Raw genomic sequence first — 24,308 nt, 5'->3', positions numbered from 1 at the left:
CGGGCTCCCTGCGGCCGGGATTCCCGCGTCGGGGCTTTCCCCGCGTCGGGGCTATCCCTGCGACCGGGGATAGCCCCGGCCGGCTACTCCCCGGCGGGAAGCAGCGGCTCGGTGTCGCGGCCGGGCACCGCCGCCCGCGCAGCGGTTCCGGTACGCAGCCAGTCGAGCACGTTTCGCGCGGGGTCGAGCGTGTAGTGCTCGAGCGAGCCGTCTGAAAGAAACGCGACGTGCGGGGTCACGATCACGCGCGGATCGTTCCTGAGCGGGTGGTCGACGGCCGGGGGCTCGCCGTGCAGCACGTCGACCGCGGCGCCTCGCAGCTGCCCCGAGTTGAGCGCTGCGGTGAGCGCCTCGGGGTCGACGAGCTCGCCGCGGGACACGTTCACGAGGCTCGAGCCCGGCCGCATCGCCGCGAACGCGGCCCCGTCGATCGCGCCGTGGGTGTCGGCAGTGAGCGGCAGGTGCAGCGACAGTACGTCCGACTGAGCGATGAGCGCGTCGCGGTCAACGAGTTCGACGCCGTGCACGGGAGCCGTCACGAACGGGTCGTGCGCGATGACCCGGGCGAAGCTCGGGCCCGCCACCTCGGCGAACCGCTGCGCGATACGCCCGAACCCGAACAGGCCAAGCGTGAGCCCGCTGAGCCGGCGCGGCACCGCGGTCACGTCGTCGGTCCAGCCCCCGGCCGCCGTGACCGCGACGCTGCCGCGCAGGTCGCGTTCGAGCGCGAGCATGAGCGTGAGCGCGTGCGCGGCGACCTCTTCGGTCGCGGCGTCAGTGAGGTTCACGACCCAGATGCCGCGCGCCTCGGCCGCGGCGCGGTCGATCATGTCGAAGCCCGCGCTCATCGTCGCGATGAACCCGACGTTCGGCAGCCGCTCGAGCAGGGCCTCGTCGATCCTGGCGTAGCCGACCACAAGCGCGACTGCCCGCTCAGCGCCCGCGGGAAGCGCCTGCGGCTCACCCGCGCGCGACGGGAGCTCAGCGAGGAGGGTCTCACAGCCCGCGACCTCGAGCAGCTGGCGCCCGGGGGCCGGGTCGAGGTCAGTCTCGTCGGTGAAAAGGACAAGCGGCCGGGTCATGCTGCCGCTCCGTTCGCGCCGGGGAGCCGGTCGAGGTGTGTTGGGGCGAACAGCTCGAGCACTGCGGGCAGCACGACGACCCGAGGACCACCTGCGGCCAGGGCACGGGCGACGGTCGCGGGGGCGTCCGCGAGCGTCGTCTGCTCGGCGGGGATGCCGAACGACTCGGCGAGCGCGACGTAGTTCGGGCGGGTGAGCTCGGTCGCGGTGGCCGCGCCGAACGCGCCCTCCATGTACTCGCGCAGCACGCCGTAGCCGCCGTCGTCGACGATGAGCCACACGACCGGCAGGTCGTGCTGGGCCGCGACCGCGAGCTCGGCGATGCCGTAGAGCGCGCCGCCGTCGCCGGAGACCGCGAGCACGGATCCCGTCTCGCCCAGGATCCTGCGCCCGAACGCCGCGCCCAGCGCAGCGGGGAAGCCGTATCCGAGCCCGCCGGCGCCCTGCGCCGAGGCGAACTCGGCGCCGCGCGCATCCCACGCCGACCACGCCCAGTAGGCGAGGATCGTCATGTCCCAGTACACCTTCGTGTCGTCCGCGATCGCCTCCCGCAGCCCGCGGACGAGCGCGATCTCGGCCTCGCGGCCCTGGCCCTCGACGCGGTCGAGCACCGTGCCGAGGAGCGTTTCGATGCTCCCGGTCGCCGCCGCGCGGCGCTCGGGCGTCGAGGCACGACCGGCCGCGGTGACCGCGGCCTCAAGCTCCGCGAGCGCGATTTTCGCGTCGGCGTGGATCCCGATGCCCGGGTGGTTTGAGCCGAGCTTCCCGAGATCGGCCTCGATCTGGATCACGCGACCGTGCGGGCGGAACGTGTGGTAGTTGCTGGAGAGCTCACCGACACCGCTGCCGACGATGACGAGCACGTCGGCGTTCTCAAGGAACTCGGTCGTCGCGATGTCCTCGATCCACCCCTGCGCGGAGAGCGGGTGCCCCCAGGGCATTGCGGTCTTGCCGCTGAACGTCGTGACGACTGGCGCATCGAGGCGCTCAGCGAGCGCGGCGAGCTCGCGCTCGGCGCCGGCGCGCACGACCCCACCGCCGGCGAAGATCACCGGGCGCTCGGCCCCGGCGAGAGCGGCCGCGGCGTGTTGGACGGTCTCCGCGACGGGAGCGAGCGGCGCGGGCGTCTTCGCGAGGGTCGCGCCCGTGAGTACGGGGACGTCGTGCGCGGAGGCGAGCAGGATGTCCTGCGGCACCTCGACAAGCACGGGGCCCTGCGGCGCGGCCGCCGCGACGCGCCAGGCCTCAGCCATCGCGGTCGGGATCTGTGCCATCGTGCGCACGGTCACGACGTGCTTCACGACGCCGCGGAACGAGGCCGACTGGTCGGGCAGTTCGTGTAGGTAGCCGTGGCGGCCGCCGCCGAGCCCTGCGACGGGGATCTGCGCGCTGATCGCGAGGACAGGGATCGAGGAGGCCGCGGCCTCCTGCAGCGCGGCGAGCGAGGTGAGCGCTCCGGGGCCCGTCGACAGCAGCAGCGGCGCGACATCGCCGGTCACGCGGGCGAGACCGTCGGCCATGAACCCGGCGTTGTTCTCGACGCGAGCGCTGAGGTAGGCGAGGTCAGAGCGGCGCAGCGCGTCAAACAGGCCGAGCGCGTGCTGGCCGGGGAGCCCGACGACGCCGCGCGCGCCGAGCGCGAGCAGCGTCTCGAGCACGACGTCGCCGCCGATGCGCTGGCCGGTGTCTGGTGTCTGAGTGGTCATTGGTTCCTCCGTAAGAACTGGTTTCGTTCAGGCACTCAGGGGGAATGGGCCGGTCCCGCGGGCGTGCCCTCCGCGGGACCGGTGAGGTGGGTGGTGCTGTTAGCGCTCGATGTCGGTGTAGACGACGTCGTTGACCGCGGTGCGGTCATCGAGGCTGAGCCTGTGGGTCCACTCGTCGAGCACCTGCGGCGCGACGGGCTTCGTGCAGAGGCTCACGACGACGTAGGTGACGAGGCTCGCGAGCAGGCTGAAGTAGATCGGCTCGTTCGCGAGGATGCCCCAGATGAACATCGAGACGACGACGGTGACGGTGCCGACGAGCATGCTCGCGAGAGCCCCGGCACGGGTGCCGCGCTTCCAGAACAACCCGCCGACGATCGCGACGAGCAGGCCGCCGACCAGGATGTCGTATGCGATGGTGAGCGCCGCGACAACGTCGGTGACGAGCGTCGAGATGAACATCGTGATGCCTGCCAGCACGAAGATCGTGACCCGGTAGCTCACCAGGCTGTCGCCCGCAACGTGGCCGTCTTCGAGCTTCGCCTGCTTCGGCTTCATGCCGAGCACGCGCCGCATGGCCGGCATGAGGTCAGAGGTGAACACCGTCGCCGAGGCGATGAGCGCGCCGCTCGCGGTCGACATCATCGCCGAGAGTGCCGCGGCGAGAACGATACCGCGGACGCCGGGCGGCAGCATCTCCTGCGCCATGAACGCGAACGCGTCGTCGCGGTTCGGCATGTCGGGGAAGAGCACACGCGCCGCCATACCGATGAGGGCACCGGCGAACGCGTAGAGCAGGCAGTACACGCCCGAGGCAATGCCGCCCCACTTCGCGACGCGCGGGGTGCGGGCCGTGACGACGCGCTGCCAGATGTCTTGCCCGATGAGCAGGCCGAGGGTGTACACGATGACGTAGGTGACGATGGTCATGCCGCCGATCGACCACGGCGAGAAGAACGAGTCGCCGAGGCGCTCACGTATACCGGCCCAGCCGCCGGCCTCGTCCGAGGCGGTCATGAGGGCGATCGGAAGCAGCAGCAGGAACATGCCGACGGTCTTAATGACGAACTGCACGACGTCGGTCATGGTGATCGACCACATGCCGCCCATGATCGAGTAGACGGCGACGATCGAGCCACCGATGACGACGCCCCACACGTTCGAAATGCCGAACAGTACGTGGAAGATCGTCGCGTAGGCGAGCGTCGAGGTCACGGTGAGCATGAGCGTGTACAGGAACATCACGATGCCCGAGATGAGTCCGTTCGAGCCGCCGTACCGCAGGTCGAGCATCTCGGTGACGGTCGTGACCTTGAGCTTCACGATGCGCTTCGCGAGGAACGCGCTCAGCACGAGGATGCCGAGGCCGATGCAGGTGACGAGCCAGGCGCCCGAGATGCCGTACTCCCAGCCGAGGCCGATGCCACCAACGGTCGAAGCGCCGCCGAGCACGATGGCGCTCATCGCGCCCGAGTACATGAAGCCGCCGAGCCTGCGGCCTGCGACGAGGTAGTCGCTCTTCGACTTGGAGCGCTTCATGCCCCAGTAGCCGACGCCGAGGATGCCGACGAGATACGCGGCAATGATGATGTAGTCCAGGACCACAGTGTCCTCCTTGATCCGGTGGTGTGGATCGACACCGATCCGTGGTGTCGACGCCGACTGCGTGTTTCTTCTAGGGAAGGTACTCAGGATTCGCGAGGAATACGACGACGATTTATCCTAGATTGAATTCACAATGGGATGAATCATCTTTTGAGCGGAGGCGGCGTGCACGACGGACCCGAGTATCTTGACCGGGCGACGGTGCCGCTCGCGACGCTGCTCGACGAGCCATCACTGCAGGCTGAGCTTGCCTCGCCCTCCCCCGGAGTGCTCGCCGCCGACCCGGGCCTCGCCGCGCAAATCCGCAGCACCCCGGTCGCCGCGGCGATCGTGATCGAGCTCGAGGACCCGGGCCAGTACATGCTGCCCGGTGACCTCCTCATGGTGACCGGGCTCGCCTTCGCCGACGACGCCGAGCACGACCGCGACTACATCGCGCGGCTACGAGCGAGCGGGGTCTCGGCGCTCGTGTTCGGGCTCGAACCCGTGCACGCCGAAATCCCGGCGACGCTCCTCGCGGCCTGCCGCGAGGCAAACTTCCCGCTCATCGTGCTGCCGCCCCCGATCTACTTTGCGGCGGTCACGAGCATCGTCAACCGCGCCCTCGAGACCGAGCGCACCCGCGCGCTCGAGCACATGAACACGCTCGCCAGGCACCTCACCGAGGCCGTGCTGCAGCACCGGCCGGCGCAGCGACTCGTCGAGCGGCTCGCGACGGAGCGTGGCAGTTGGGCCGCGCTCCGCATCGGAGACGAGCTGTACCTCGGGGGCGACCTGCCGCAGGAGCTCGCTCTGACGGAGATGTTCGCCGAGTTTGACGAGCGCCTCCGCCGGCCCCGCGGAGCAAAGGGCGGGCCGTCCACGGCCTTCACGACCGTGCGCGCGGGAGGCGTCGACTACGAGGTCGCCGCGCACGAGGCGACGCCGCGCACCTCACGGAACCGGGGCGTCGACGGCAGCGCGATCCTTTCCATCGGACGCACCCCGCGCCTCACGCGCATCGACCTCACCGCGCTCCAGCTCGCGGCAAACCTCGTCGGGCTGCTGCTCCAGCTGCCCGCGGCGCAGTCAATGGCCGTCGACCAACTGCTCATGCAGTTGCTCATGGAGCGGCACGGCTCCCAGATCCTCGGCGCCGAGCGCGATCGGTTCGCGCGGCTCCTCGCCAATTCACTCGGCGGGGGCGCGCGGACGGCGCACGCGGTGATCGCGATGCGAGATCCTAATGTGGCGACCGCGGGTGACCCGGTTCCCGCCGGCGAAACCGTCGCCTCCGACACCAACTGGCTTCGCCAGCTGCTGCACACCCCGCTCGTCGAGCACCGCGCGAAGCAACTGCGCGCGTTCGTCGCGAGCGCGCCGACGCTCAGCGAGCTCGAACACGCGGGGCAGCTCGGGTGGCTCCTCGCCGTGAGCAGGCCGCACCCGCTGCTTGAGCTTCCGAGCGCGATGCAGGAGGCCGAGGAGCTCGCGCGGGCGGCGCTCCACATTGGCACCCACGTCGACGGTACGGCGCCTCCGTCCGAGGCGAGCTGGCCACTCGGGGCGGCAGCGGATCCGGCCGTCGCGCGCGCCGCCGCCGCGCAGTGGCTCGCGCCGATCCTCACCGCCGACACGGTGGAGCAGCGCGGGGCGCTCACGAGCTGGTTGCGTCAACACGGCTCGTGGGATCGCAGCGCTCGCGAACTCGGGCTACACCGAAACACCGTGAGGCGGCTCGTTGGCGAGGCCCAGGTGCGGCTCGGGCGCGACCTCGACGACCCGCTCGAGCGTGCTCGGGTGCTACTCGCGCTCACGGCGCTCGAGGCCGAACCGATCCCCGGGGTCGTTCCGGCGAAGCGCCCCGGGTAGCTCAGGCAGAGTCACCTGCGGGTACGCGTAGGGCGCCCGGGAAATCCCGGGCGCCCTGAGCTGTGTCGTGCGCTGCGGCGTGCGGACGCGATATTAGTCGCGCGCCGCCATTGCGCTCACGAGCTCGTAGACCACGTGGCTCGCCGCGACAGCGGTGATCTGCGCGTGGTCGTACGCGGGCGCAACCTCAACGACGTCGGCACCCACGATGTGCAGGTCTGCGAGGCCGCGGATGAGGCGAAGCATCTCGCGGCTCGTCAGGCCGCCAGCCTCGGGCGTGCCGGTGCCGGGAGCGTGCGACGGGTCGAGCACGTCGATGTCGATCGAGATGTACAGGGGCTTGTCACCGACGCGCCCCCGGATCTTCTCGAGGGCCGCGGGAATCCCGTGCTCTTCGATGAACTCGCTCGTCACGATCTGGAAGCCGAGCATTGCGTCGTCCTCGAGATCCTGCTTGCCGTAGAGCGGCCCGCGGGTGCCACCGTGCATCGACGCGGTCATGTCGATGAGGCCCTCCTCGGACGCGCGGCGGAACGGGGTGCCGTGTGTCGTGGGCGCGCCGAAGTAGGTGTCCCACGTGTCGAGGTGCGCGTCGAAGTGGAGCACGGCAACCGGGCCGTGCTTCTTGTTGATTGCGCGAAGGAGCGGGAGGGCGATCGTGTGGTCGCCGCCAATCGTGACGATCTTGTCGACCTTTTCGCCGAGCTCGGTCGCTGCGGCTTCGACCTGGTCGACGGCCTCGTCGAGGTTGAACGGGTTCGCGACGATGTCGCCTGCGTCAACAACCTGCTTGATGTAGAACGGCGAGACGTCCTGTGCGGGGTTGTACGGGCGCAGGAGGCGCGATGCCTCACGGACGTGGGCGGGGCCGAAGCGTGCGCCCGGGCGGAAGCTCACACCGGTGTCGAAGGGGACTCCGACGACGGCGATGTCGGCCGCGGGTACGTCTTCGATACGGGGCAGCTTGGCGAACGTGGCGATGCCGGCGTAGCGGGGGGTCAGACTTGCGTCGACCGGGCCCTGTGGGGTGTGTTCGGTCACAGGTTCTCTCTCCTAACGTGTTGCCTAACAGTAAACTCTTGAATACTATTAGTGAACTTGAGACCAGCATAGACTGAGAGCGCTGGAGCGTCAACGCGCTCACTTCTCCCCTGTCTCCCTGACGAAAGAGGCCACGCCGTGCGACCGATCCACCCCACCGCGGCCGAGACTCAGGTGCAGATCGGCGCAAAGCTCCGTAGCTCGCGCCAGGCCCAGGGGCTCACGCTCGAACAGCTCGCCGCGGCCTCGGATCTCACCAAGGGCTTCATCAGCCGCATCGAGCGCGACGAGACGATGCCGAGCGTGCCGACGCTGGTGCAGCTCTGCCAGGCGCTCTCGCTGCCGATCGGGTCGTTGTTCGAGGAGCCCAACGTGCAGCTTGTCGAACTCGCGGGTGCGCCCCGCATCAACATGGGCGGCATCGGGGCCGACGAACGCCTCGTCACGCCTCGGGCGGAAGAACGCGTCCAGGTGCTCCGCTCGAGTGTCGAGCCCGGCGGCTCGGGCGGCGACGAGCTCTACACCGTCAGCTGCGACGTGGAGTCGCTGCACGTCGTCGCCGGTGTGGTCGAGGTGCGGTTCTCGGACCGCGAGGTGACGCTCGCCCCGGGAGACACGCTCACGTTCCCCGGGCGCACGCCGCACACGTGGCGTGCGGGCGAGGCCGGGGCCGAGATCGTCTGGATCTTGGTGCCCGCCGCTTGGAGCGGCTCGCGCTAGGCGCGCGGCCGCCCCGGCCCCCGGCCACCAGCCACCAGCCACCGGCCACCGGCCACCGGCCACCGGCCACCGGCCACCGGCCCTCATTTTCGCGAAAACACCCCGAATTTCACAGGAATTTGGGGAGCTTTCGCGAAAGTGATGTGCGCGACCGGTCAACGGGTGTTGGCCCGAGCGAGTTTGCCCGGGCTCGCGAGATCGCAGGCTCCCGGGATCGCTGACGCCCGGGATCGCTGGCTGTCGCCCCTGACGCTAGTTAGCGGGCAGGGTCTCCGCGAGCACCCGAATCGTGTTGCCACCCATGATCGCGTGGATATCGTCTTCGTCGTACCCACGGTTCATGAGTTCCTGCGTGATGATCGCGAGGTGGCTCGTGTCCCAAGCGACCTCGGTCGATCCGTCGTAGTCGCTGCCGAGGGCCGCGGTCTCGATGCCTCCGACCTTCACAACGTGGTCGATCGCGTCAACAACCGCCTGTGGGGTGAGCTCGCAGACCGCGGCATCCCAGTACCCGATCCCGATCACACCGCGCGTCTCCGATACACCGCGGATCTCCTCGTCAGTGAGGTTGCGGTTCACGTCGCAGGTCGCCTGAACCCCGCCGTGGCTCGCGACGACGGGCTTCTGCGCCATCTCGAGCACCTCCGCGATGGTCTGGTGGCTCGCGTGAGCAATGTCCACGACGATACCGAGGTCTTCCATCTTCGAGATCGCCTCGCGCCCCATGTCCGTGAGACCGCCCTTGCCGACGCCGTGCATGGAGTCGGCGAGCTCGTTGTCGAAGAAGTGCGTGAGGCCAGCCATGCGCATCCCGTCAGCGAACAGCACGTCGAGGTTCGCGAGGTCACCCTCAAGGTTCTGCAGGCCTTCGACCGAGAACAGCGCTCCGATCACGGGGGCGCCCTCCGACCGGTCGACAAGCAGCTGTTCGAGCTCGGCCCGCGTCGTGATCACGCGCAGCGCGCCGCCCGAAGCCTCGGCGTCACGGGTGAGCTTCGCGGCGTGGTACCGCGACCGCTCAACCAATGAGAACCAGGTCTTCGGGGGTTGCAGCTGCGCGAACGAGAGCAGCGTGATGTTGTCAGTGTCTCCCGTGTTCGAGTCGTAGTTCTGCCCCTTCGGCGACTTCGACACCGACGAAAACACCTGCAGGGCGACATTGCCCTCCTCCAGCCTGGGCACGTCGACGTGGCCGCGGCCAGCACGGGTGTTCAGCGAACGATCCCACATCAGCGTGTCAGAGTGGAGGTCTGCGACCGCGAGTTTCGAGTGCAGCGCGGCGGCTTCGGCCGAGACCTCGGGAATCGGATCCCCGGTGACCTCGTTCATGCTCCGCTCTGCGATTCCCGGCGCGAGCGCAAAGAACGCGGTTGCGGCGAGCGCGAGGACGAGCACGGTTCCGATAATGGTTCGCCGGACCCAGCGACGACGGTGTCGAGTTGTCATAGCGAAAACGTAGCAGCGCCGAACGTGGCGTCCCGAACGCTTTGCGCAATCCTCACAATCAAAGGCCGGGGAGCATCACCGCTTCTGGTGATCCTCCCCGGCCTGATTCGGGGTTCGCGAGCGCTACGCGCGCACCGCCGCGAGCGTCTTCTTCCCGCGGCGCAGCACGGCGAACTTCCCGTGCAGCAGATCCGCCGTCGCAAGCTCTGCGTCTTCGGACTCGACCTTCGCGTTGTTGACGTACACGCCGCCCTGTGCGATCGCGCGGCGAGCCTCGCCGAGACTCTTCACGAGCCCAGCGTCGACGAGCAACTGCGCAACGCTCGCGCCTGCCGCGCCCGAGGCCGCGGGCAGCTCAGACACCGCGCCAGCGAGCGAGGCCTCGTCGAGGTCGGAGAGCTCGCCCTGTCCAAAAAGCGCCGCCGACGCGTCGATCGCGCCCTGAGTCGCCTTCGCGCCGTGCACGAGGGTCGTGACCTCGAGCGCGAGGCGCTTCTGAGCCGCACGCTTGAACGGCTCCTCCGCAACCCGCGTCGCGTAGTCCTCGATCTCGGCACGGGTGAGGAACGTGAACACCTTCAGGCGATCCACGACGTCAGCATCGGCCTGGTTCAGCCAGAACTGGTAAAACGCGTAGGGCGAGCACATCTCGGGGTTCAGCCAGATCGCGTTGCCCTCGCTCTTGCCGAACTTCGTACCGTCAGCGTTCGTGATGAGCGGGGTGCCGATCGCGTGCACGCTCGCGCCCTCGGCTTTACGAATGAGCTCGGTGCCGCTCGTGAGGTTGCCCCACTGATCAGAACCGCCCGACTGCAGCTTGCAGTCGTACTGCCGGTACAGCTCGAGGTAGTCGAGACCCTGCAGAATCTGGTAGCTGAACTCGGTGTAGCTGATGCCCTCATCAGAGTCGAGGCGCTTCGCGACGATGTCTTTCTTGATCATCGTGCCGACGCGGAAGTACTTGCCGATCTCGCGCAGGAAATCGATCGCTGACAGCGGCGCGGTCCAGTCGAGGTTGTTCACCAGGCGCGCAGCGTTGTCGCCCTCGAAGCTCAGGTACTTCGAGACCTGCTCGCCGAGCGAATCCACCCACTGCGCGACCGTCTCACGCGAGTTCAGGGTGCGCTCGCTCGTGGGGCGCGGGTCGCCGATGAGGCCGGTCGAGCCGCCGACGAGGCCGAGCGGGAGGTGGCCCTTCAGCTGCAGGCGGCGCATGAGCAGCAGCTGCACGAGGTGCCCGAGGTGCAGGCTCGACGCCGTCGGATCAAAGCCGCAATAGTACGCGAACGGTTCGCCCTCAAGCAGTTCAGACAGCGCTTCAGCGTCAGTCGATACGTGGATCAGCCCGCGCCACTCCAGCTCCTCCCACAGGGTGGGGAAGCTGTCGTCAATGCGCTGGTTGGCCATGAGCTCGGTGCGTTCGTTCATTTCAGACACGCCTCGCAGTTTACCCGGTTTGCCGGGGCCTCTGGGCGCTGAGGGTTGGGCACTCGGGCCTGGCCCTGGGGCGTGGGTGGGCACTCGCCCCAGGGCCCGGCCCCGGCCCCGGCCCCGGCCCCGGCGCCACACTACCGGTGTCCCGGGTACCCCGGTACTATTCCGGCGGCACCCGGGGCCGATCCACAAGCCCACGCGGCGCGGAAGCATGGGAACCATGACACACGTGATCCTCCAGGCGGACCGCCTCACGCAGCAGTACGGCAGTACCCGCGCCCTCGATTCCCTCTCTCTCGCGATCGCCGAGGGCACTTCAACGGCCATCATGGGCGCATCAGGCTCTGGCAAGACCACCCTGCTGCACATGCTGGCCGGCATCCTCACCCCTGACTCGGGTTCGGTGACGTATGCAGGGCAGGCGATCAGCGGGCTCGCCGACGCCGAACGCAGCAGGCTGCGGCGCGAGCAGTTCGGGTTCGTGTTTCAGCAGGGCCTCCTGATCCCAGAGCTCACCGCGGTCGAGAACGTCGCGCTCGCGCCGATGCTCAACGGCGCAAAGAAGAGCGAGGCGATCGGGCCAGCGGCGCAGTGGTTGCACGCGCTCGGACTCGCGGGAATGGAGGATCGCCGCATCGGGCAACTCTCCGGCGGACAGGCGCAGCGCGTTGCCATCGCCCGGGCCCAGGTCACTGGTGCCCGCGTGATCTTTGCTGACGAGCCGACGGGCGCGCTCGACTCGAACACTTCCCAGGACGTCATGAACGCGCTGCTCTCGAGCACCTCGGGCAACGGCCGTACGCTCGTGGTCGTGACCCACGACCCGAACGTGGCGGCCCGGTGCCAGCGAGTGGTGACCCTCTCGGACGGGCGCATCGTCGCCGACACCGCGCACGCCCCCGGCGCGAGCGGAGCCCAGTCATGATTTTGCGTGTTCTGCCGCTGCTATCGCGGCCCAGCCTCCAGGGTGCCGCCGGTCTCTTACTCCCGGGCATCGCTTTCGCGAGCGTCACCGCCCTCCTCGCCATCGTGCTCGGCGGCGCGCAGTCGTTTTGGGGTTTCGACGACGAGATGGCCTACTTCTACGGCTTCCTCGCTGGGCTCGCCCTCGCGCTGATGGTGCCACCTCTGCTCTCGCTCGGGTCGGCTGCGGCGAGGCTTTCGGCTCGACGCCGCGACGACCGGCTCGCGGTGCTCCGCCTGCTCGGGGCGACTGGCCGAAGCACTGCTGGGCTCGCAATCTTCGAGTCTGCGGCGGTCGCGTTCGTCGGCGCAGTCGCGGGCGTGCTCATCTCGTACGTCGTTTCTCCGTTGATCGGCATGATCCACTTCCGAGGTGCCGCGATCGGAGTGAGCCAGGCTGCGCTCCCGCTCGCTTGGGCTGGCCTGCTCATCGTCGGCGTCGTTGTCATCGCCGCGCTCAGCGCGACGGTTGGGCTACGAAAGGTCATCATCTCGCCGCTCGGGGTCGCAATGAAGCAATCAGCTCCAAAGATGCCCTGGGTCCAGGGTCTCGTCGCTGTCGCGGCAATCGTTGTCGCGAGCATGACGGTGTCTGGGCTGTCGCAGGCTGACGGCGATACGGGTCTTGCGGTGATGTTGATCGGGGTGCTCATCGCGTTTGCGGTCGCGCTGCTCGCAATCGACCTCATCGGCGCGTGGGTGCTCTCGCTGTTTGGAAGGGCGCGCTTGCGTCGAGCCCAGTCGCCGGTCGATCTCATCTCGGCGAGGCTCGTTCTTGAGTCGCCCCGGGCCGCCTGGCGTCAGGTCTCGGGAGTCGCGATGTCCAGTTTCATGGCGGTGTTTGCTGGTTCGGGGATCGCCCTGCTCGGGGAGGCTTCTGGGGCTGAGGGGGAGCTCACGGGCGCCGAGCAGTTCCTCATGGACGACATGCGCACGGGGCTCGCGATCGTCGTGATCGGCACCTTCATCATGGTCGCGTGCTCGGTCGGGGTGAACCAGGCGGCGCAGATTCTTGACCGTCGCGACGTACACCGGTCACTCGCGATCATGGGCACCCCCCTGTCGGTACAAGACGGCGCGCGGCGTAAGGCAGCAACGTTGCCGCTCGCCGTTGCTTCGGTCGGTTCTGCTGCAGTCGCGGCGATACTCTTGTTCCCGCTCTTGGGCGCCGCGCTGATCTTTGCTCCGTTGTCACTCATCACGATGCTCTCGATGATCGTGCTTGGCTACCTGATTGTCATCGGGACGCTTCTGGGTACGCGTCCGCTGTTGCGGGAGGCGGCGCGGGTCGAGGAACGGGCCGAGGTTGCGCCGGGCGGGCGGGGCTAGCCTCTGCGTTGACCTTTGCCCGCAGGCTCACAATCGGATGGTCCTGGGACTCGACTCGCACGTCTCCTCGTGGAGACGCGCGAGTCGAGTGCGGTTTGCCAAGTCGGCATCGGCGCTGATTTACCTAGGGTCGATCGCGCTTTCGAGGTCGTCAATCCGACTGCTGAGTGCGCCGGCAACCTCGGTGAGCCGAGCTGCGTCTTCAGCTCGGCCCTCGTTGATCTTGGATTCAAGCGCGGCTCTCCCCTCTTCGACGTTGGTAATGACCTCGCCACGCAACCGGTCGATGCTGTCGTGAAGCCCGTCACCACGAGCCGTCGCAGAGTCGAAGCGGATCTCGACCCGAGAGTGAAGCGCGTCGAACCGGTTGAGCACATCGGCGGCTCCGGCATCCAACTGGATTTTCAGCCTGTCGAGGCGTGCTTCTGTTCGCGCGTTGAAAGCATCCGCGCGATCCTCAAAACGGTCAAAACGCGACTCGAATCGAGCAAGTCGCCCCTCTGAACGCGCCTCGGCCTCGTGGAACCGGATATCCATGCCAGACTGCATCGAGTCGAACCGAGCATCCACACCATCAAACCTCGCGTCCATACCAGACTGCATCAACTCAAACCGAGCATCCACACCATCAAACCTCGCGTCCATACCAGACTGCATCAACTCAAACCGAGCATCCACACCATCAAACCTCGCGTCCATACCAGACTGCATCAACTCGAACCGGGCATCCATACCAGACTGCATCGAGTCGAACCGAGCATCCATCTTGTCAGAGCGCTCGTCCATCTTGTCGAACCGGCGGTCCATGCCGTCCATCCGCTCGCTGAGCGTTACCTTCACGTCCCGCGTGCTCCAGAGCACAACCGAGATGATCCCTGCGACGCTTGCAAGCACTGCGAGAAATTCCACGAGCCCCATACGCCACCTCCCTAATAGACGTCAGTCGTTGCGCAAGTGACTCCACACTACGTCGGTAATCGCTGGTTTGGACGAAATGAGGGATATCTGTGGACAAGTGGCACCAGGAAGTACAAAAGCCGGCCTGTGAGCGAAGCTCCACAGGCCGGCCGAGGCGGGTGCCGCCGGTCGGGCACCGCACGGCGGGACAGCCGTTGCAAGGCGGGCGCCGCCGGACGGACAAACACCGCAAGGCGGGCGGACAGACCCCGCCATACAGGCAGTCCGCTAGTTACGCGCCAAACTCCGTGAGGCGCTCGGCAAGCTTCGCGAGCTGCTCGGTGACGCGCACCTGCGCCGTCCCACCAGCGCCGACGCGCGAGTTCACAGACCCCTCGATGGTCAGCACATCCCGCACGCCGGGAAGCAGGTGCTCAGACACGCTGAGCAACTCTTCGTCGCTCGGCTCGTGCAGCTCAAGCCCCCGCTCCTCGCAGTACCGAACGAGTTCGCCTGAGATCTCGTGCGCATCGCGGAAGATCACGCCCTGCTTCACGAGCCACTCTGCGACGTCGGTTGCGAGCGAGAAGCCCTGCGGGGCAAGCTCGGCCATCCGGTCGGTGTCAAACCGCATCGTCGCGACCATGCCGGTGAACGCGGGCAGCAGTACCTCGAGCTGCTCGACCGAGTCGAAGACCGGCTCCTTGTCCTCCTGCAGGTCGCGGTTGTACGCGAGCGGCATCGCCTTGAGCGTCGCGAGCAAGCCCGTGAGGTTACCGATCAGCCGCCCGGACTTACCGCGCGCAAGCTCAGCGATGTCGGGGTTCTTCTTCTGCGGCATGATGCTCGACCCCGTCGAGTAACCGTCGTGCAGGCGAACGAAGCCGAACTCCTTGGTGTTCCAGAGGATGATCTCTTCGCTCAACCGCGACAGGTCGATCCCGATCTGCGCCGTGATGAACGCGAACTCAGCGACGACGTCGCGCGCCGCTGTGCCGTCGATCGAGTTCTCGAGCGGGTCGCCGAGACCGAGCTCGGTGGCGACGAGGCGCGGATCCAGACCGAGCGATGAGCCCGCAAGCGCGCCGCCGCCGTAGGGCGATGCGCTCGCGCGCCGCGCCCAGTCGCGCAGCCGCTCAAGATCGCGGACGATCGGCCACGCGTGCGCGGCGAGCTGGTGCGCGAGCAGCACCGGCTGCGCGTGCTGGAGGTGCGTGCGGCCGGGCAGGATCGCGCCCACGTGCGCAACAGCCTGCGCGTGAATGGCGCCCGCGAGCTCGACGAGCATCTCGCCGATGACGGCGGCGTGATCGAGCAGGTACATGCGCACCAGGGTCGCGATCTGGTCGTTGCGGCTGCGGCCCGCGCGAAGCTTGCCGCCGAGCTGTACTCCCGTGATCTCGATGAGACCGCGCTCAAGCGCCGAGTGCACGTCCTCGTCTGCCTCGGCGGCGACGAAGCGACCGTCAGCCACGCGGGCCGAGAGCTCGTCTAGGGCGGCGCGCATGTCGGCGAGCTCCGTCTCCGAGAGGTAACCGGCAGCGGCGAGCGCGCTCGCGTGCGCCTTCGATCCGCGGATGTCGTACTGCGCGAGTACCCAGTCGAACTGGGTCGACTTGCTGAGCTTCAGAAGCTCGGGCGAGGGGCCGCTCGCGAACCGGCCGCCCCAGAGGGCACCGTCTTCCGCCGCGCGGTTGCTGTTCTCGGCGCCGTTGCGCGTTTCCTCAGTCACTTGCTCTCCTTCAGCAGCCATGCCATCAGCGCCTTCTGCGCGTGCAATCTGTTTTCCGCCTCGTCCCAGACGACGCTCTGCGGTCCATCGATGACCTCGGGCGCGACCTCGTACTCGCGGTATGCGGGGAGGCAGTGCAGGAAGATAGCGTCGCCCTTCGCCCCAGCCATCAGCTCAGAGGTGACTCGGTACGCCCCGAAGGTGGCAATGCGCTCGGCCTTCTCGGCCTCCTGCCCCATCGAAACCCAGGTGTCGGTGATGACAGCGTCGGCTCCGGCCACTGCTTCAGCGGGGTCGGTCAGCACGGTCACGCTGCCGCCGGTCTCCGCCGCGATCTTCTCGGCGTCAGCGATGATGTCGGCGCGGGGGTGGAAGCCCTCGGGCCCAGCAACCCGAATGTGCATTCCAGCGGTCGCGAAGCCGAGCAGGTACGAGTGCCCCATGTTGTTCGCGGCATCGCCGAGATAGGTCGCGGTGAGGCCCTGCAGTTCGCCCTTCTGCTCACGGATCGTCTGCAGGTCGGCCAGGATCTGGCACGGATGGAAGTCATCCGACAGCGAGTTGATAACGGGAACGGTCGCGTTCTCGGCCATCTCTTCGAGCCCCGCGTGCGCGTGCGTGCGCCACACGATGAGCGACACCATGCGCGAGAGCACCTTCGCGGTGTCAGAGATCGACTCCTTCGCGCCGAGCTGGGCCTCGCCCGGGTTGACGATAATCGGGTTGCCGCCGAGATCGGCGACGCCCGCGGCAAAGCTGAACCGGGTACGCGTCGAGGTCTTGTCGAAGAAGATTGCGGCAGACTGCGGGCCCTCAAGGGGTCGCTCCGAGAATCGGTCCTGCTTCATTCGCGCGGCGAGGTCGAGCACCTCGCGCTGCTCGGATGGGCTCAGGTCGTCGTCTCTCAGAAAGTGCCTAGTCACCCGCCCAGCTTACTCGCCCGCCTCGCCCGCTAGAGAACCGGTCATCACTGCCGCGCCTGCCGTTTCCACGCCGCTGTGGGAGAATCGGGCTATGTCTGTCCCCCGCCTTGTCGCGTTCGATCTTGACGATACGCTTGCGCCTTCAAAGTCCCCCGTCCCACAGCGCATGCTTGACGTGTTCGCCCGACTGCTCGATCAGACCACCGTCGCGGTCATTTCTGGCGGCAACTTCGAGCAGTTCGAGTCGCAGCTCGTCTCGCAGCTCGACGGCGCCGACTCGGTGTCGGAGACCGCGCTCGAGCGCCTGCATCTGCTGCCCACATGCGGCACGCGCTACGAGCGGCGTGAGGCAAGGGCCTGGCACACCGTCTACCGCGAGCACCTCTCCGAGGAGGAACGCGACGGTGCCCTCACGGCGCTCCGTGAAGAGGCGCAGCGGCTTGGCCTGTGGGAGGCGGAGCCGTGGGGCGAGATCCTGGAAGACCGCGGGTCGCAGGTCACCTTTTCCGCGCTCGGTCAGCGCGCCCCCGTCGATGCGAAACACGCGTGGGATCCCACGGGAGAGAAGAAGAACACGCTGCGGGCGGCCGTGGCCGCGCGGCTCCCCGACCTCGAGGTGCGCAGCGGCGGGTCGACGTCCGTCGATATCACGCGGCGTGGGATCGACAAGGCCTACGGCATGCGCAAACTCGAGGAGCACACCGGGATCTCGCTCGACGAGATGCTCTTCATCGGCGACAGGCTGGACCCGGACGGGAATGATTACCCGGTCAAGGCCATGGGCGTGAAGTGCCACGCAGTCTCGGGCTGGGAAGACACTGCCGCCTACCTCGAGGAAATGCTCGGCGCGTAGTGCTGGGGTGGAGCCAGCGCGCTAGCGCGCCAGCACCCGCCCCACCAGCACCACCGTCTGGAATCTGCAGAAGATATTGCGGTTCGGCGGGGTTTTGGCATGCGAACGGCCGATCTCAGGCCCAAGCGTCGGGCCGGCGCCCGCCAGCCCAAGCCCAAGCCCAGGCCCAAGCCCAAGCCCAAGAATGCCCGTGACCCCACGAATGGGGCCACGGGCATTAGTACGGGCTCAGGACCCGTGAAAGCTAGGCTTCGACAGCCTCGGCAGGAGCGTCAACGCCGAGCTGCAGCACGCGGGTGGTGCGCTCGAGCGACGCCTTCGCGGCCTCCGGGCGGCCGTTGAGGCCCTGGCCGAGGGCAGGGACCTGCTCCTTGAAGACTTTCTCCCACTCCGACGTGTAGTCGTCGGGGAAGCAGGTCTTCAGCACGCCGAGCATCGCGTGGACGGCGGTGGAGGCTCCGGGAGAAGCGCCGAGCAGGCCGGCGATCGATCCCTCTGCGCCGGTGATGACCTCGGTACCGAACTGCAGGATGCCGCCGAGCTTCGGGTCCTTCTTCATGACCTGCACGCGCTGGCCCGCCGTGACCATCTCCCAATCTTCGGTGCGCGCGCTCGGCAGGTACTGGCGCAGGGTTTCCATCTGCTTCTCGCGGCTCGCGAGGAGCTCGGAGACGAGGTACTTCTCGAGCGAGAACTCGGTCAGGCCGACCTTGATCATCGGGCCGAGGTTGTGCGCGCGGATGGAACCGGGGAGGTCCCACCACGAGCCCTTCTTCAGGAAGTTCGGGCTGAAGCCCGCGTACGGCCCGAAGAGGATGCTCTTCTTGCCGTCGATGATGCGGGTGTCGAGGTGAGGCACCGACATCGGGGGCGCACCAACCGCCGCCTTGCCGTAAACCTTCGCGTTGTGCTGTTCGACGATCTCGGGGTTCGAAGTCTTCAGGAACTTACCGCTGATGGGGAAGCCGCCGAAGCCCTTGATCTCGGGGATGCCCGACGACTGCAGCAGCGGGAGCGCCCCGCCGCCCGCGCCAACGAACACGAACTTCGCGTTCGTCACGGTCGTGCCGTAGCCGTTGCGGCTGCGTACGTGCACGTTCCACGTGCCGTCGGCCTTGCGCTTGAGCTTCTGCACCTCGGTCTCGAGGTGCATCTTGGCGCCCTCGCGCTCGAGGTACGCGAACAGTTGGCGAGTGAGCGCGCCGAAGTCGACGTCGGTGCCCGACTCCGACCGCGTCGCGGCGACAACGTCGCTCTTCGCGCGGCGATCGATGACGAGCGGCACCCACTCGGCGATCTTCTCGGGGTCGTCGCTGAACTCCATGTCCGAGAACAGCGGCTCGGTCTTCAGCAGCTCGTACCGGCGACGCAGGTAGTCGACGTTGTCCTCGCCGCGCACGAAGGTCATGTGCGGGGTTGGGTTGATGAAGCTCGTCGGCTCCGACAGGATTCCGCGCTCAACGAGGGTGGACCACCACTCGCGCGAGAGCTGGAACTGCTCGTTGATGTTGATCGCCTTGTCGGCGGAGAGGCTGCCATCCTTGCCCTCGGGCATGTAGTTCAGCTCGCAGAGCGCGGCGTGGCCCGTGCCCGCGTTGTTCCACCCGTTGCTGCTTTCGGTCGCGACTTCGCTGCGGGACTCGAAAACCTCAATGGTCCAGTCCGGGCGCACCTGTTTGATCAGGGTTCCGAGCGTTGCGCTCATCACGCCGCCGCCGATTAGTACGACATCTACCGTGTTTGTGCTCACGATCTTGTAGTGTACCTCGGTTACCGGGGTGCCCGGGCCGAAGGCCGCTCAGGGCGGCCGGTTTATTCGATCGCCGTGCGCCTTGCCTCCGCGAGCGTTTCGGCCCTTGAGTCCACGACTCGCGTGTATCCGAGGCGTTCTGCCTCCGCCAGGCGTTGCGGCCCGGACGTGACAGCGCGAATCTCACCGGCCAGTGAAATTTCACCGAAGGCCGCGAATTCGAGGGCGAGCGGCTTGTCGGCGACCGCAGAAATCACGGCGAGCGCGATCGCGAGGTCTGCCGCCGGTTCGGTGAGCTTCACGCCGCCTACCGTCGACACGTACACGTCTTGGTCGTGGAGCCGAACGCGTGCGCGGCGTTCGAGCACCGCAAGGATCATTGCCACACGGGAAGGGTCGACGCCACTCGTCACCCGCCGCGGGTTTGGGGTCGCACTCGACGCAACAAGCGCTTGGATCTCCACTGGCAGCGCCCGGCGGCCCTCCATTGCAATCGTCGCGCACGTCCCGCTCACCGGCACGGTGCCCCGGCTCAGAAACAGCCCGCTCGGGTCACTCACCTCGGCGATGCCGCCGCCCGTCATCTCGAAGCAGCCAACCTCGTCGGTCGGGCCGAAGCGGTTCTTCAGCGTGCGCAGGAACCGCAGTGCCGTGTTGCGGTCACCCTCGAAGTGACAGACCACGTCGACGAGGTGCTCGAGCAGCCTGGGCCCGGCAACTGACCCGTCTTTCGTGACGTGGCCGACGAGGATGACGGGCGTCCCGCGATCCTTCGCGACCCTGATGAGCGCGGCGGCGACCTCCCGAACCTGCGATGGGCCGCCCGCGATGCCCTCGACCTGATCGCTCGCGAGCGTCTGCACGGAGTCGATGATGATGAGCCCCGGATCGACCATTTCAATGTGCCCGAGCACCGAGCTCAGGTCGGTCTCCGCGGCAAGATAGAGCGTGTCGACGAGCGCGTCGGTGCGCTCCGCCCGCATGCGGATCTGCCCCGTCGACTCCTCGCCGCTCACGTAGAGCACGCGCGCGCCGTGCCTGGCGATGCGCGAGGCGACGTCGAGCAGCAACGTCGACTTGCCGACGCCCGGTTCGCCAGAGAAGAGGATCGCGGCACCCGGCACAATGCCACCGCCGAGCACGCGATCAAGCTCGGTGATACCGGTCTGCCGGTGCTTGACCGAGACGCCCGAGAGTTCGGTGATCGGCCTGGCCTCGCGGCCGGCCTCGGGCGCTGTGGCCTTCGTGGTGCGCGCGAGCGACGCCTTCGCCGCGCCGCGCAACTCGACAGTGCCCCACTGCTGGCATTCGCCGCAGCGGCCAACCCATTTCGCGGCCTGCCAACCGCACTCGGTGCAGGCATACGCGCTACTCGTTTTCGCCATGTGTCGAGACTAGCGCCGGCCTCCGACACTCCGGCGCGCCCGCGAGTTTTACCCCGATTAGGTTCTGCAGACACTTTCCCGTAAGCTTTTCCGCGGTGACGTGTCCGAGCGGCCGAAGGTGCAACACTCGAAATGTTGTGTAGGCAACCCCTACCGCGGGTTCAAATCCCGCCGTCACCGCCACAAGAAAACCCCCGCTAGATCGAATGGAAGCATTCTGGTCGCGGGGGTTTTCTGCGTTTGCGCCCGGGCCCGGGCCCGCACGCCGGCCTATAGGACAAAAAGTGTGTAAACCGTTGGGCGTGTCAGGTCCGCCCTCCCCATCCTTTGCGTAGCCAGAGGCCTTCGCTGGCGTCAAGGCCGGTGCCGTAGAGCTCGGGGCTCGGGTCTGGTTCCGTGAACCGGGGGCGTGGGTTCACTGGCGGGTTGATCACTTCGTGCGTGATGAACGAGTGCGCGGTCTGGAGCAGTCCTGCTTGTTTTAGAGCGAACCATTCCGCGACGCGTTTCTGATGGACGGTGGGCATTCCGCGATGGAATCGGAGGAGTGTTTTCAGGACCGAGTTGAAGGCTCCCTCGAGGCCGCTCGTGGTTCTGGGGATATCGATCTGAACGAAAGTGAACAGGTGTCCGCGGCGTTGGATCTCGGTGAGGAGCCGGTACGCCTTCCGAAGCCGGTCGTGGGTGTACCACCACTGTTTCCCGGTGGGTGAGTCCCATGACCCGTCCTTGAGTCTGCGCCTCGCGTACGAGCGTTCACGAGTGAGGCGTCCGTAGATCGAATGCCAGGCGTTCAACCGCTTGAGCCAGCCGAGAGCGTCCTCTGGCGTTTGTACTTGTGAAAGCTGTTTTGTGAGCGCGAGGAGCGTCTGCCCAGCAACGGTGCGGGGTCTCCAGGTGAGATGGGTGCGTATGTTCATCAGGACGTGGAAGATGCAACGCTGCACGCGCGTATCCGGCCACACTGTTTTGAGTGCCGCGTTCAGGCCTGGCCCGCCATCACACACCACCACGAGTGGGGCAGGGATCTGCGCGAACAACGCACCCCACGCGGCCTGGGTTTCGGTCGAGCACCACTGGAACGCGAGCGGGGTGAGGTCCTCATCGAGCGCGACCAGGAGACACCATCCACCAACGTACGTTCCGTCCACGATCACGCACCTCGGCGGTATCGTCACGGTCGGGAGCGTTGGCCTGATTTGCCAGCACCATTCGATCTCCCGGCGGAAGGTTCGGTCTGAGACTCGTTCCGCGGCTTCGGCTTGTGAGTCCTTGCCCAGGAGCCAGGACAGGAACCGGTCGAGGGTGTGCCGGCGGGTGAGGTCTGCCCGTTTCCTGGTTGAGGAGCTGCCGCAGTTCAGGCATCTCCAGCGCCTGGTTCCCGCGCTCGTGAAACCGTTCTTCACGAGCGCGTTGCCGCATACCAGACAGGTGGACGAGTTGGTTGTTTTCGGCACGGTTAATGGTGCCGGGGTATAGCGAACCTCGTACTACGGCATGCTGGTGCGGGTAGATCGGGATTCGTTACACACTTTTTGTCCTATAGCCCCGCACGCCCCTTCGCGAGACAGACCTTTCCTGGCAGAACAGCCCCCTACAAACCGTTGGAGAGGTCCTCTCTTGCAGGAGACGTGCTCTCCGGCGAACCCGGCCACCCCGGATCGCCCCTCCAGACCTTTCCGCCGAGACAACACGCTGCTACTCTCGGCACCATGAGAGGCAAATCCATTGCGGCACTATTGCTGTCGCTGAGCGCTCTCACAGCATTCACGGGGTGCGCGCAGGTGCTTCCCCTTGCCCCTCCCTCACCCAAGCCAAGCACCGCGACGCCGACGACCCCACCGCCGTCACCGACCCCGACGCCCGAGCCCTCACCCGAGCCGTCGCCTGAGCAGCCCAAACTGCCCCCACCGCCCACGCCACCTGAGGGGTGGGAGCAGGGAAGCTTTGCGTTCGACCAAGCGACATTCTGGGCGCCTCCAGGTGCCGAGATCAACCGTTTCGACTTTGACTGGTCGGGCAGCGCCCCCAGGTGGGCTGGCGGCTCCGTCGGAATTTTCCCGTCCTCCAGGCTCCCCATGGGGTTCAGGTACCACCCGGAGGGCAGCGTTACCTGGATGAACGACATCATCTGCGGCGACACAGTTCTGGGCACCTTTGACGGCGCCCGCGCGATCTCGAGCACGAACAAGATCTGGTTCACCACTACCGTCGTCGGCGACTACCGGTACCTGCTCCTGCGCATGGCCGACACCGCACCGACTGGGGCCGATTGCGTCAACGCCTTCGACGTTCCGACAGGCGATGGCTGGGCGGTCTACGCCGACATGCAGCACACCCTCCCAGCGTCGTCCACGGAGGACGAAGCGCGCGCCTGGGTCGAGGGGCCCGAGGCCCAGACCGCGATCAGCGTGATGCAGAGCTTGTCCGTCGCGTAGCCTGCAGCTCCGCACGCTCGAGCACCTCGGCGACGAACGCCGTCACGCGCTCGGAAAGCTCGGCCCTGCGCTCAGCAACCATCACCCCGGCGGGCGGGTCGAGAGGCCCCATCGGCTTCAGCGCGTTCACCCGAGCGTTGCAGTCGAGGTCAATGCACAGGTACGTCCCGAACGTCGAACTGTCCTTCTGCTTCGGCGACGTCGGTGCCGTGAACAGCACGACCTGGTCAAACCGTCGCGGGATCCGGCAGAACTCGCACATCACGGCCCGCCGCACTGAGTTACGCGTGCGCGTTGTCGTGACCATCACCCCCTGCAGGCCCCGATCGCCCTCGATAAAGAGGTAGCCGCGCTGCGGGGCACTCGGGTCACGCCAGCCGAGGTAGTCGCGATCCTCCACCGCGGGGGTGAAGCCGTCGCGCGGCATCCTCGCGGTCTTCCGCGTTGACGCGTCGACGTTCCCCAGTGCGTTGCGCAGGGTTGTGAGCGCGTGGGGGCGCATGATGTCTCCTTTTCAAATCTTAAGTTCACATAACTTCGAATTTGTACACGTGTACAAATTACTCGGATAGACTACACGGAGTTCATGAGAAATGAGGATCGATGGCCTACCTGCCACGAGAAGCGCGCCGCGCGGCGATCATCGAGGCGACCGTCCGGGTCATGCTTGCGGGCGGTTTCGAAGGTGTCTCGGCGCGATCCGTCGCGGCGGCAGTCGAAGGATCGCCGGGCCTCATTCACCAGCACTTTGAGAGCGTCCCTGAGCTCATCGCAAGCGCCTGGCAGAGGTTCGTGGCCGACAGCCTGGCCGAGTTCGACGAGGCCGTGTTCGCGGACGGAGAGGACCCGATCCGCGAGTTCTTCGGCAACCACGTCGACCCGGAACGCGCGGCAGAGGTCGGCCTGTGGGTGAGCGCATGGGCCTACGCACTCCGCTCCCCCGAGTTCGGCCCCGTCTACGCAGAGACCCTCAGCCAGCTGACCGCGGCCCTGCGCGGTGCGTCGCCGGAGGTCACGGAGCTCGCAGCCGAACGCACCGTGCTGCTCGGCGTCGCGCTCGCGGGGATGCAGCGCATCGCGCCCGAGCGGTACGGCGCTGCCCACCTCGAAGACATCATCGCGGGCTGACCCGACGCCCCGCTGCGCACCTCCC

At 67.2% G+C, this 24,308-nt stretch carries 20 protein-coding genes and 1 tRNA gene; 8 read left to right on the top strand and 13 right to left on the bottom strand.

What is annotated here, in order from left to right; genetic code table 11:
- Nucleotides 1-83: 83 nt before the first annotated feature.
- The 3 genes from FB468_RS13485 to FB468_RS13475 form a co-directional block, all read right to left on the bottom strand.
- Entirely contained in the window at nt 84-1,082 is a 999-nt protein-coding gene (locus tag FB468_RS13485; protein WP_141887809.1) for a C-terminal binding protein, read from the bottom strand.
- Nucleotides 1,079-2,788 carry a thiamine pyrophosphate-binding protein gene (locus FB468_RS13480; protein WP_141887808.1) on the bottom strand — a complete coding sequence of 570 codons (1,710 nt, stop codon included), beginning with the start codon at nt 2,786-2,788 and terminating at the stop codon, nt 1,079-1,081. The genes FB468_RS13485 and FB468_RS13480 overlap by 4 nt, the downstream gene beginning before the upstream one ends.
- A gap of 99 nt (nt 2,789-2,887) precedes the next feature.
- Nucleotides 2,888-4,393, bottom strand: a complete 1,506-nt coding sequence (locus FB468_RS13475; RefSeq protein WP_141887807.1) for a sodium:solute symporter family protein — start codon at nt 4,391-4,393, stop codon at nt 2,888-2,890.
- A gap of 165 nt (nt 4,394-4,558) precedes the next feature.
- On the opposite strand from FB468_RS13475, the gene FB468_RS13470 reads away from it, so the two are divergent.
- Nucleotides 4,559-6,244 (top strand): PucR family transcriptional regulator, encoded by a 1,686-nt coding sequence (locus FB468_RS13470; RefSeq protein WP_170219735.1) that lies wholly within the window; start codon nt 4,559-4,561, stop codon nt 6,242-6,244.
- A 93-nt stretch (nt 6,245-6,337) separates the two neighbouring features.
- Here the strand turns inward: FB468_RS13470 and speB are convergent, their stop codons facing one another.
- Nucleotides 6,338-7,285, bottom strand: a complete 948-nt coding sequence (gene speB / locus FB468_RS13465; RefSeq protein ID WP_141887805.1) for an agmatinase — start codon at nt 7,283-7,285, stop codon at nt 6,338-6,340.
- A 138-nt stretch (nt 7,286-7,423) separates the two neighbouring features.
- On the opposite strand from speB, the gene FB468_RS13460 reads away from it, so the two are divergent.
- Nucleotides 7,424-8,005 carry a helix-turn-helix domain-containing protein gene (locus FB468_RS13460; protein ID WP_141887804.1) on the top strand — a complete coding sequence of 194 codons (582 nt, stop codon included), beginning with the start codon at nt 7,424-7,426 and terminating at the stop codon, nt 8,003-8,005.
- 252 nt (nt 8,006-8,257) lie between these two features.
- Here the strand turns inward: FB468_RS13460 and FB468_RS13455 are convergent, their stop codons facing one another.
- Together FB468_RS13455 and tyrS are read right to left on the bottom strand one after the other, a co-directional pair.
- Entirely contained in the window at nt 8,258-9,451 is a 1,194-nt protein-coding gene (locus FB468_RS13455) for a dipeptidase (RefSeq protein ID WP_141887803.1), read from the bottom strand.
- Nucleotides 9,452-9,574: 123 nt separating this feature from the next.
- Nucleotides 9,575-10,879, bottom strand: coding sequence for a tyrosine--tRNA ligase (gene tyrS / locus FB468_RS13450; RefSeq protein WP_246055978.1), 1,305 nt, complete (start codon nt 10,877-10,879; stop codon nt 9,575-9,577).
- A gap of 226 nt (nt 10,880-11,105) precedes the next feature.
- On the opposite strand from tyrS, the gene FB468_RS13445 reads away from it, so the two are divergent.
- A complete protein-coding gene (locus FB468_RS13445; RefSeq protein ID WP_141887802.1) occupies nt 11,106-11,810 on the top strand; it encodes an ABC transporter ATP-binding protein in 705 nt (234 codons plus the stop codon).
- The gene (locus FB468_RS13440) at nt 11,807-13,177 is read left to right on the top strand and encodes an FtsX-like permease family protein (RefSeq protein ID WP_141887801.1); all 1,371 of its coding nucleotides are present in this window, start codon (nt 11,807-11,809) and stop codon (nt 13,175-13,177) included. Before FB468_RS13445 ends, FB468_RS13440 begins: the two co-directional genes overlap by 4 nt.
- Before the next feature lie 120 nt (nt 13,178-13,297).
- Here FB468_RS13440 and FB468_RS13435 read toward each other — a convergent pair whose 3' ends face one another.
- From FB468_RS13435 to argF, 3 genes are all read right to left on the bottom strand, one after another.
- Nucleotides 13,298-14,086, bottom strand: a complete 789-nt coding sequence (locus FB468_RS13435) for a hypothetical protein (RefSeq protein ID WP_141887800.1) — start codon at nt 14,084-14,086, stop codon at nt 13,298-13,300.
- A 280-nt stretch (nt 14,087-14,366) separates the two neighbouring features.
- Nucleotides 14,367-15,827 carry an argininosuccinate lyase gene (argH, locus tag FB468_RS13430; RefSeq protein ID WP_141887799.1) on the bottom strand — a complete coding sequence of 487 codons (1,461 nt, stop codon included), beginning with the start codon at nt 15,825-15,827 and terminating at the stop codon, nt 14,367-14,369.
- Entirely contained in the window at nt 15,803-16,729 is a 927-nt protein-coding gene (gene argF / locus FB468_RS13425; protein ID WP_141887798.1) for an ornithine carbamoyltransferase, read from the bottom strand. Before argF ends, argH begins: the two co-directional genes overlap by 25 nt.
- 91 nt (nt 16,730-16,820) lie before the next feature.
- On the opposite strand from argF, the gene FB468_RS13420 reads away from it, so the two are divergent.
- Entirely contained in the window at nt 16,821-17,582 is a 762-nt protein-coding gene (locus FB468_RS13420; RefSeq protein ID WP_141887797.1) for an HAD-IIB family hydrolase, read from the top strand.
- Nucleotides 17,583-17,826: 244 nt separating this feature from the next.
- Here FB468_RS13420 and FB468_RS13415 read toward each other — a convergent pair whose 3' ends face one another.
- Together FB468_RS13415 and radA are read right to left on the bottom strand one after the other, a co-directional pair.
- Nucleotides 17,827-19,332, bottom strand: a complete 1,506-nt coding sequence (locus FB468_RS13415) for a malate:quinone oxidoreductase (RefSeq protein ID WP_141887796.1) — start codon at nt 19,330-19,332, stop codon at nt 17,827-17,829.
- A gap of 62 nt (nt 19,333-19,394) precedes the next feature.
- A complete protein-coding gene (gene radA, locus FB468_RS13410; RefSeq protein WP_141887795.1) occupies nt 19,395-20,717 on the bottom strand; it encodes a DNA repair protein RadA in 1,323 nt (440 codons plus the stop codon).
- A gap of 94 nt (nt 20,718-20,811) precedes the next feature.
- Here radA and FB468_RS13405 point away from each other — a divergent pair.
- A tRNA-Ser gene (locus FB468_RS13405) sits at nt 20,812-20,900 on the top strand.
- Nucleotides 20,901-21,022: 122 nt separating this feature from the next.
- On the opposite strand, the gene FB468_RS13400 is transcribed toward FB468_RS13405, so the two are convergent.
- Nucleotides 21,023-22,174: an IS1249 family transposase gene (locus tag FB468_RS13400; protein ID WP_141885937.1), complete on the bottom strand. Its 1,152-nt coding sequence runs from the start codon at nt 22,172-22,174 to the stop codon at nt 21,023-21,025.
- Nucleotides 22,175-22,429: 255 nt separating this feature from the next.
- On the opposite strand from FB468_RS13400, the gene FB468_RS13395 reads away from it, so the two are divergent.
- Nucleotides 22,430-23,155: a hypothetical protein gene (locus FB468_RS13395; RefSeq protein WP_141887794.1), complete on the top strand. Its 726-nt coding sequence runs from the start codon at nt 22,430-22,432 to the stop codon at nt 23,153-23,155.
- On the opposite strand, the gene FB468_RS13390 is transcribed toward FB468_RS13395, so the two are convergent.
- Nucleotides 23,124-23,657, bottom strand: a complete 534-nt coding sequence (locus FB468_RS13390; RefSeq protein ID WP_141887793.1) for an FBP domain-containing protein — start codon at nt 23,655-23,657, stop codon at nt 23,124-23,126. The genes FB468_RS13395 and FB468_RS13390 overlap by 32 nt on opposite strands.
- Before the next feature lie 101 nt (nt 23,658-23,758).
- On the opposite strand from FB468_RS13390, the gene FB468_RS13385 reads away from it, so the two are divergent.
- Nucleotides 23,759-24,283, top strand: coding sequence for a TetR/AcrR family transcriptional regulator (locus FB468_RS13385; RefSeq protein WP_141887792.1), 525 nt, complete (start codon nt 23,759-23,761; stop codon nt 24,281-24,283).
- The last annotated feature ends 25 nt before the right edge of the window (nt 24,284-24,308 follow it).

It is taken from the genome of Leucobacter komagatae, from assembly GCF_006716085.1.
In the GTDB taxonomy this organism is placed as follows: domain Bacteria; phylum Actinomycetota; class Actinomycetes; order Actinomycetales; family Microbacteriaceae; genus Leucobacter; species Leucobacter komagatae.
The sequence above is the reverse complement of the archived record's forward strand: the minus strand, read 5'-3'. Positions and strand labels throughout refer to the sequence as shown.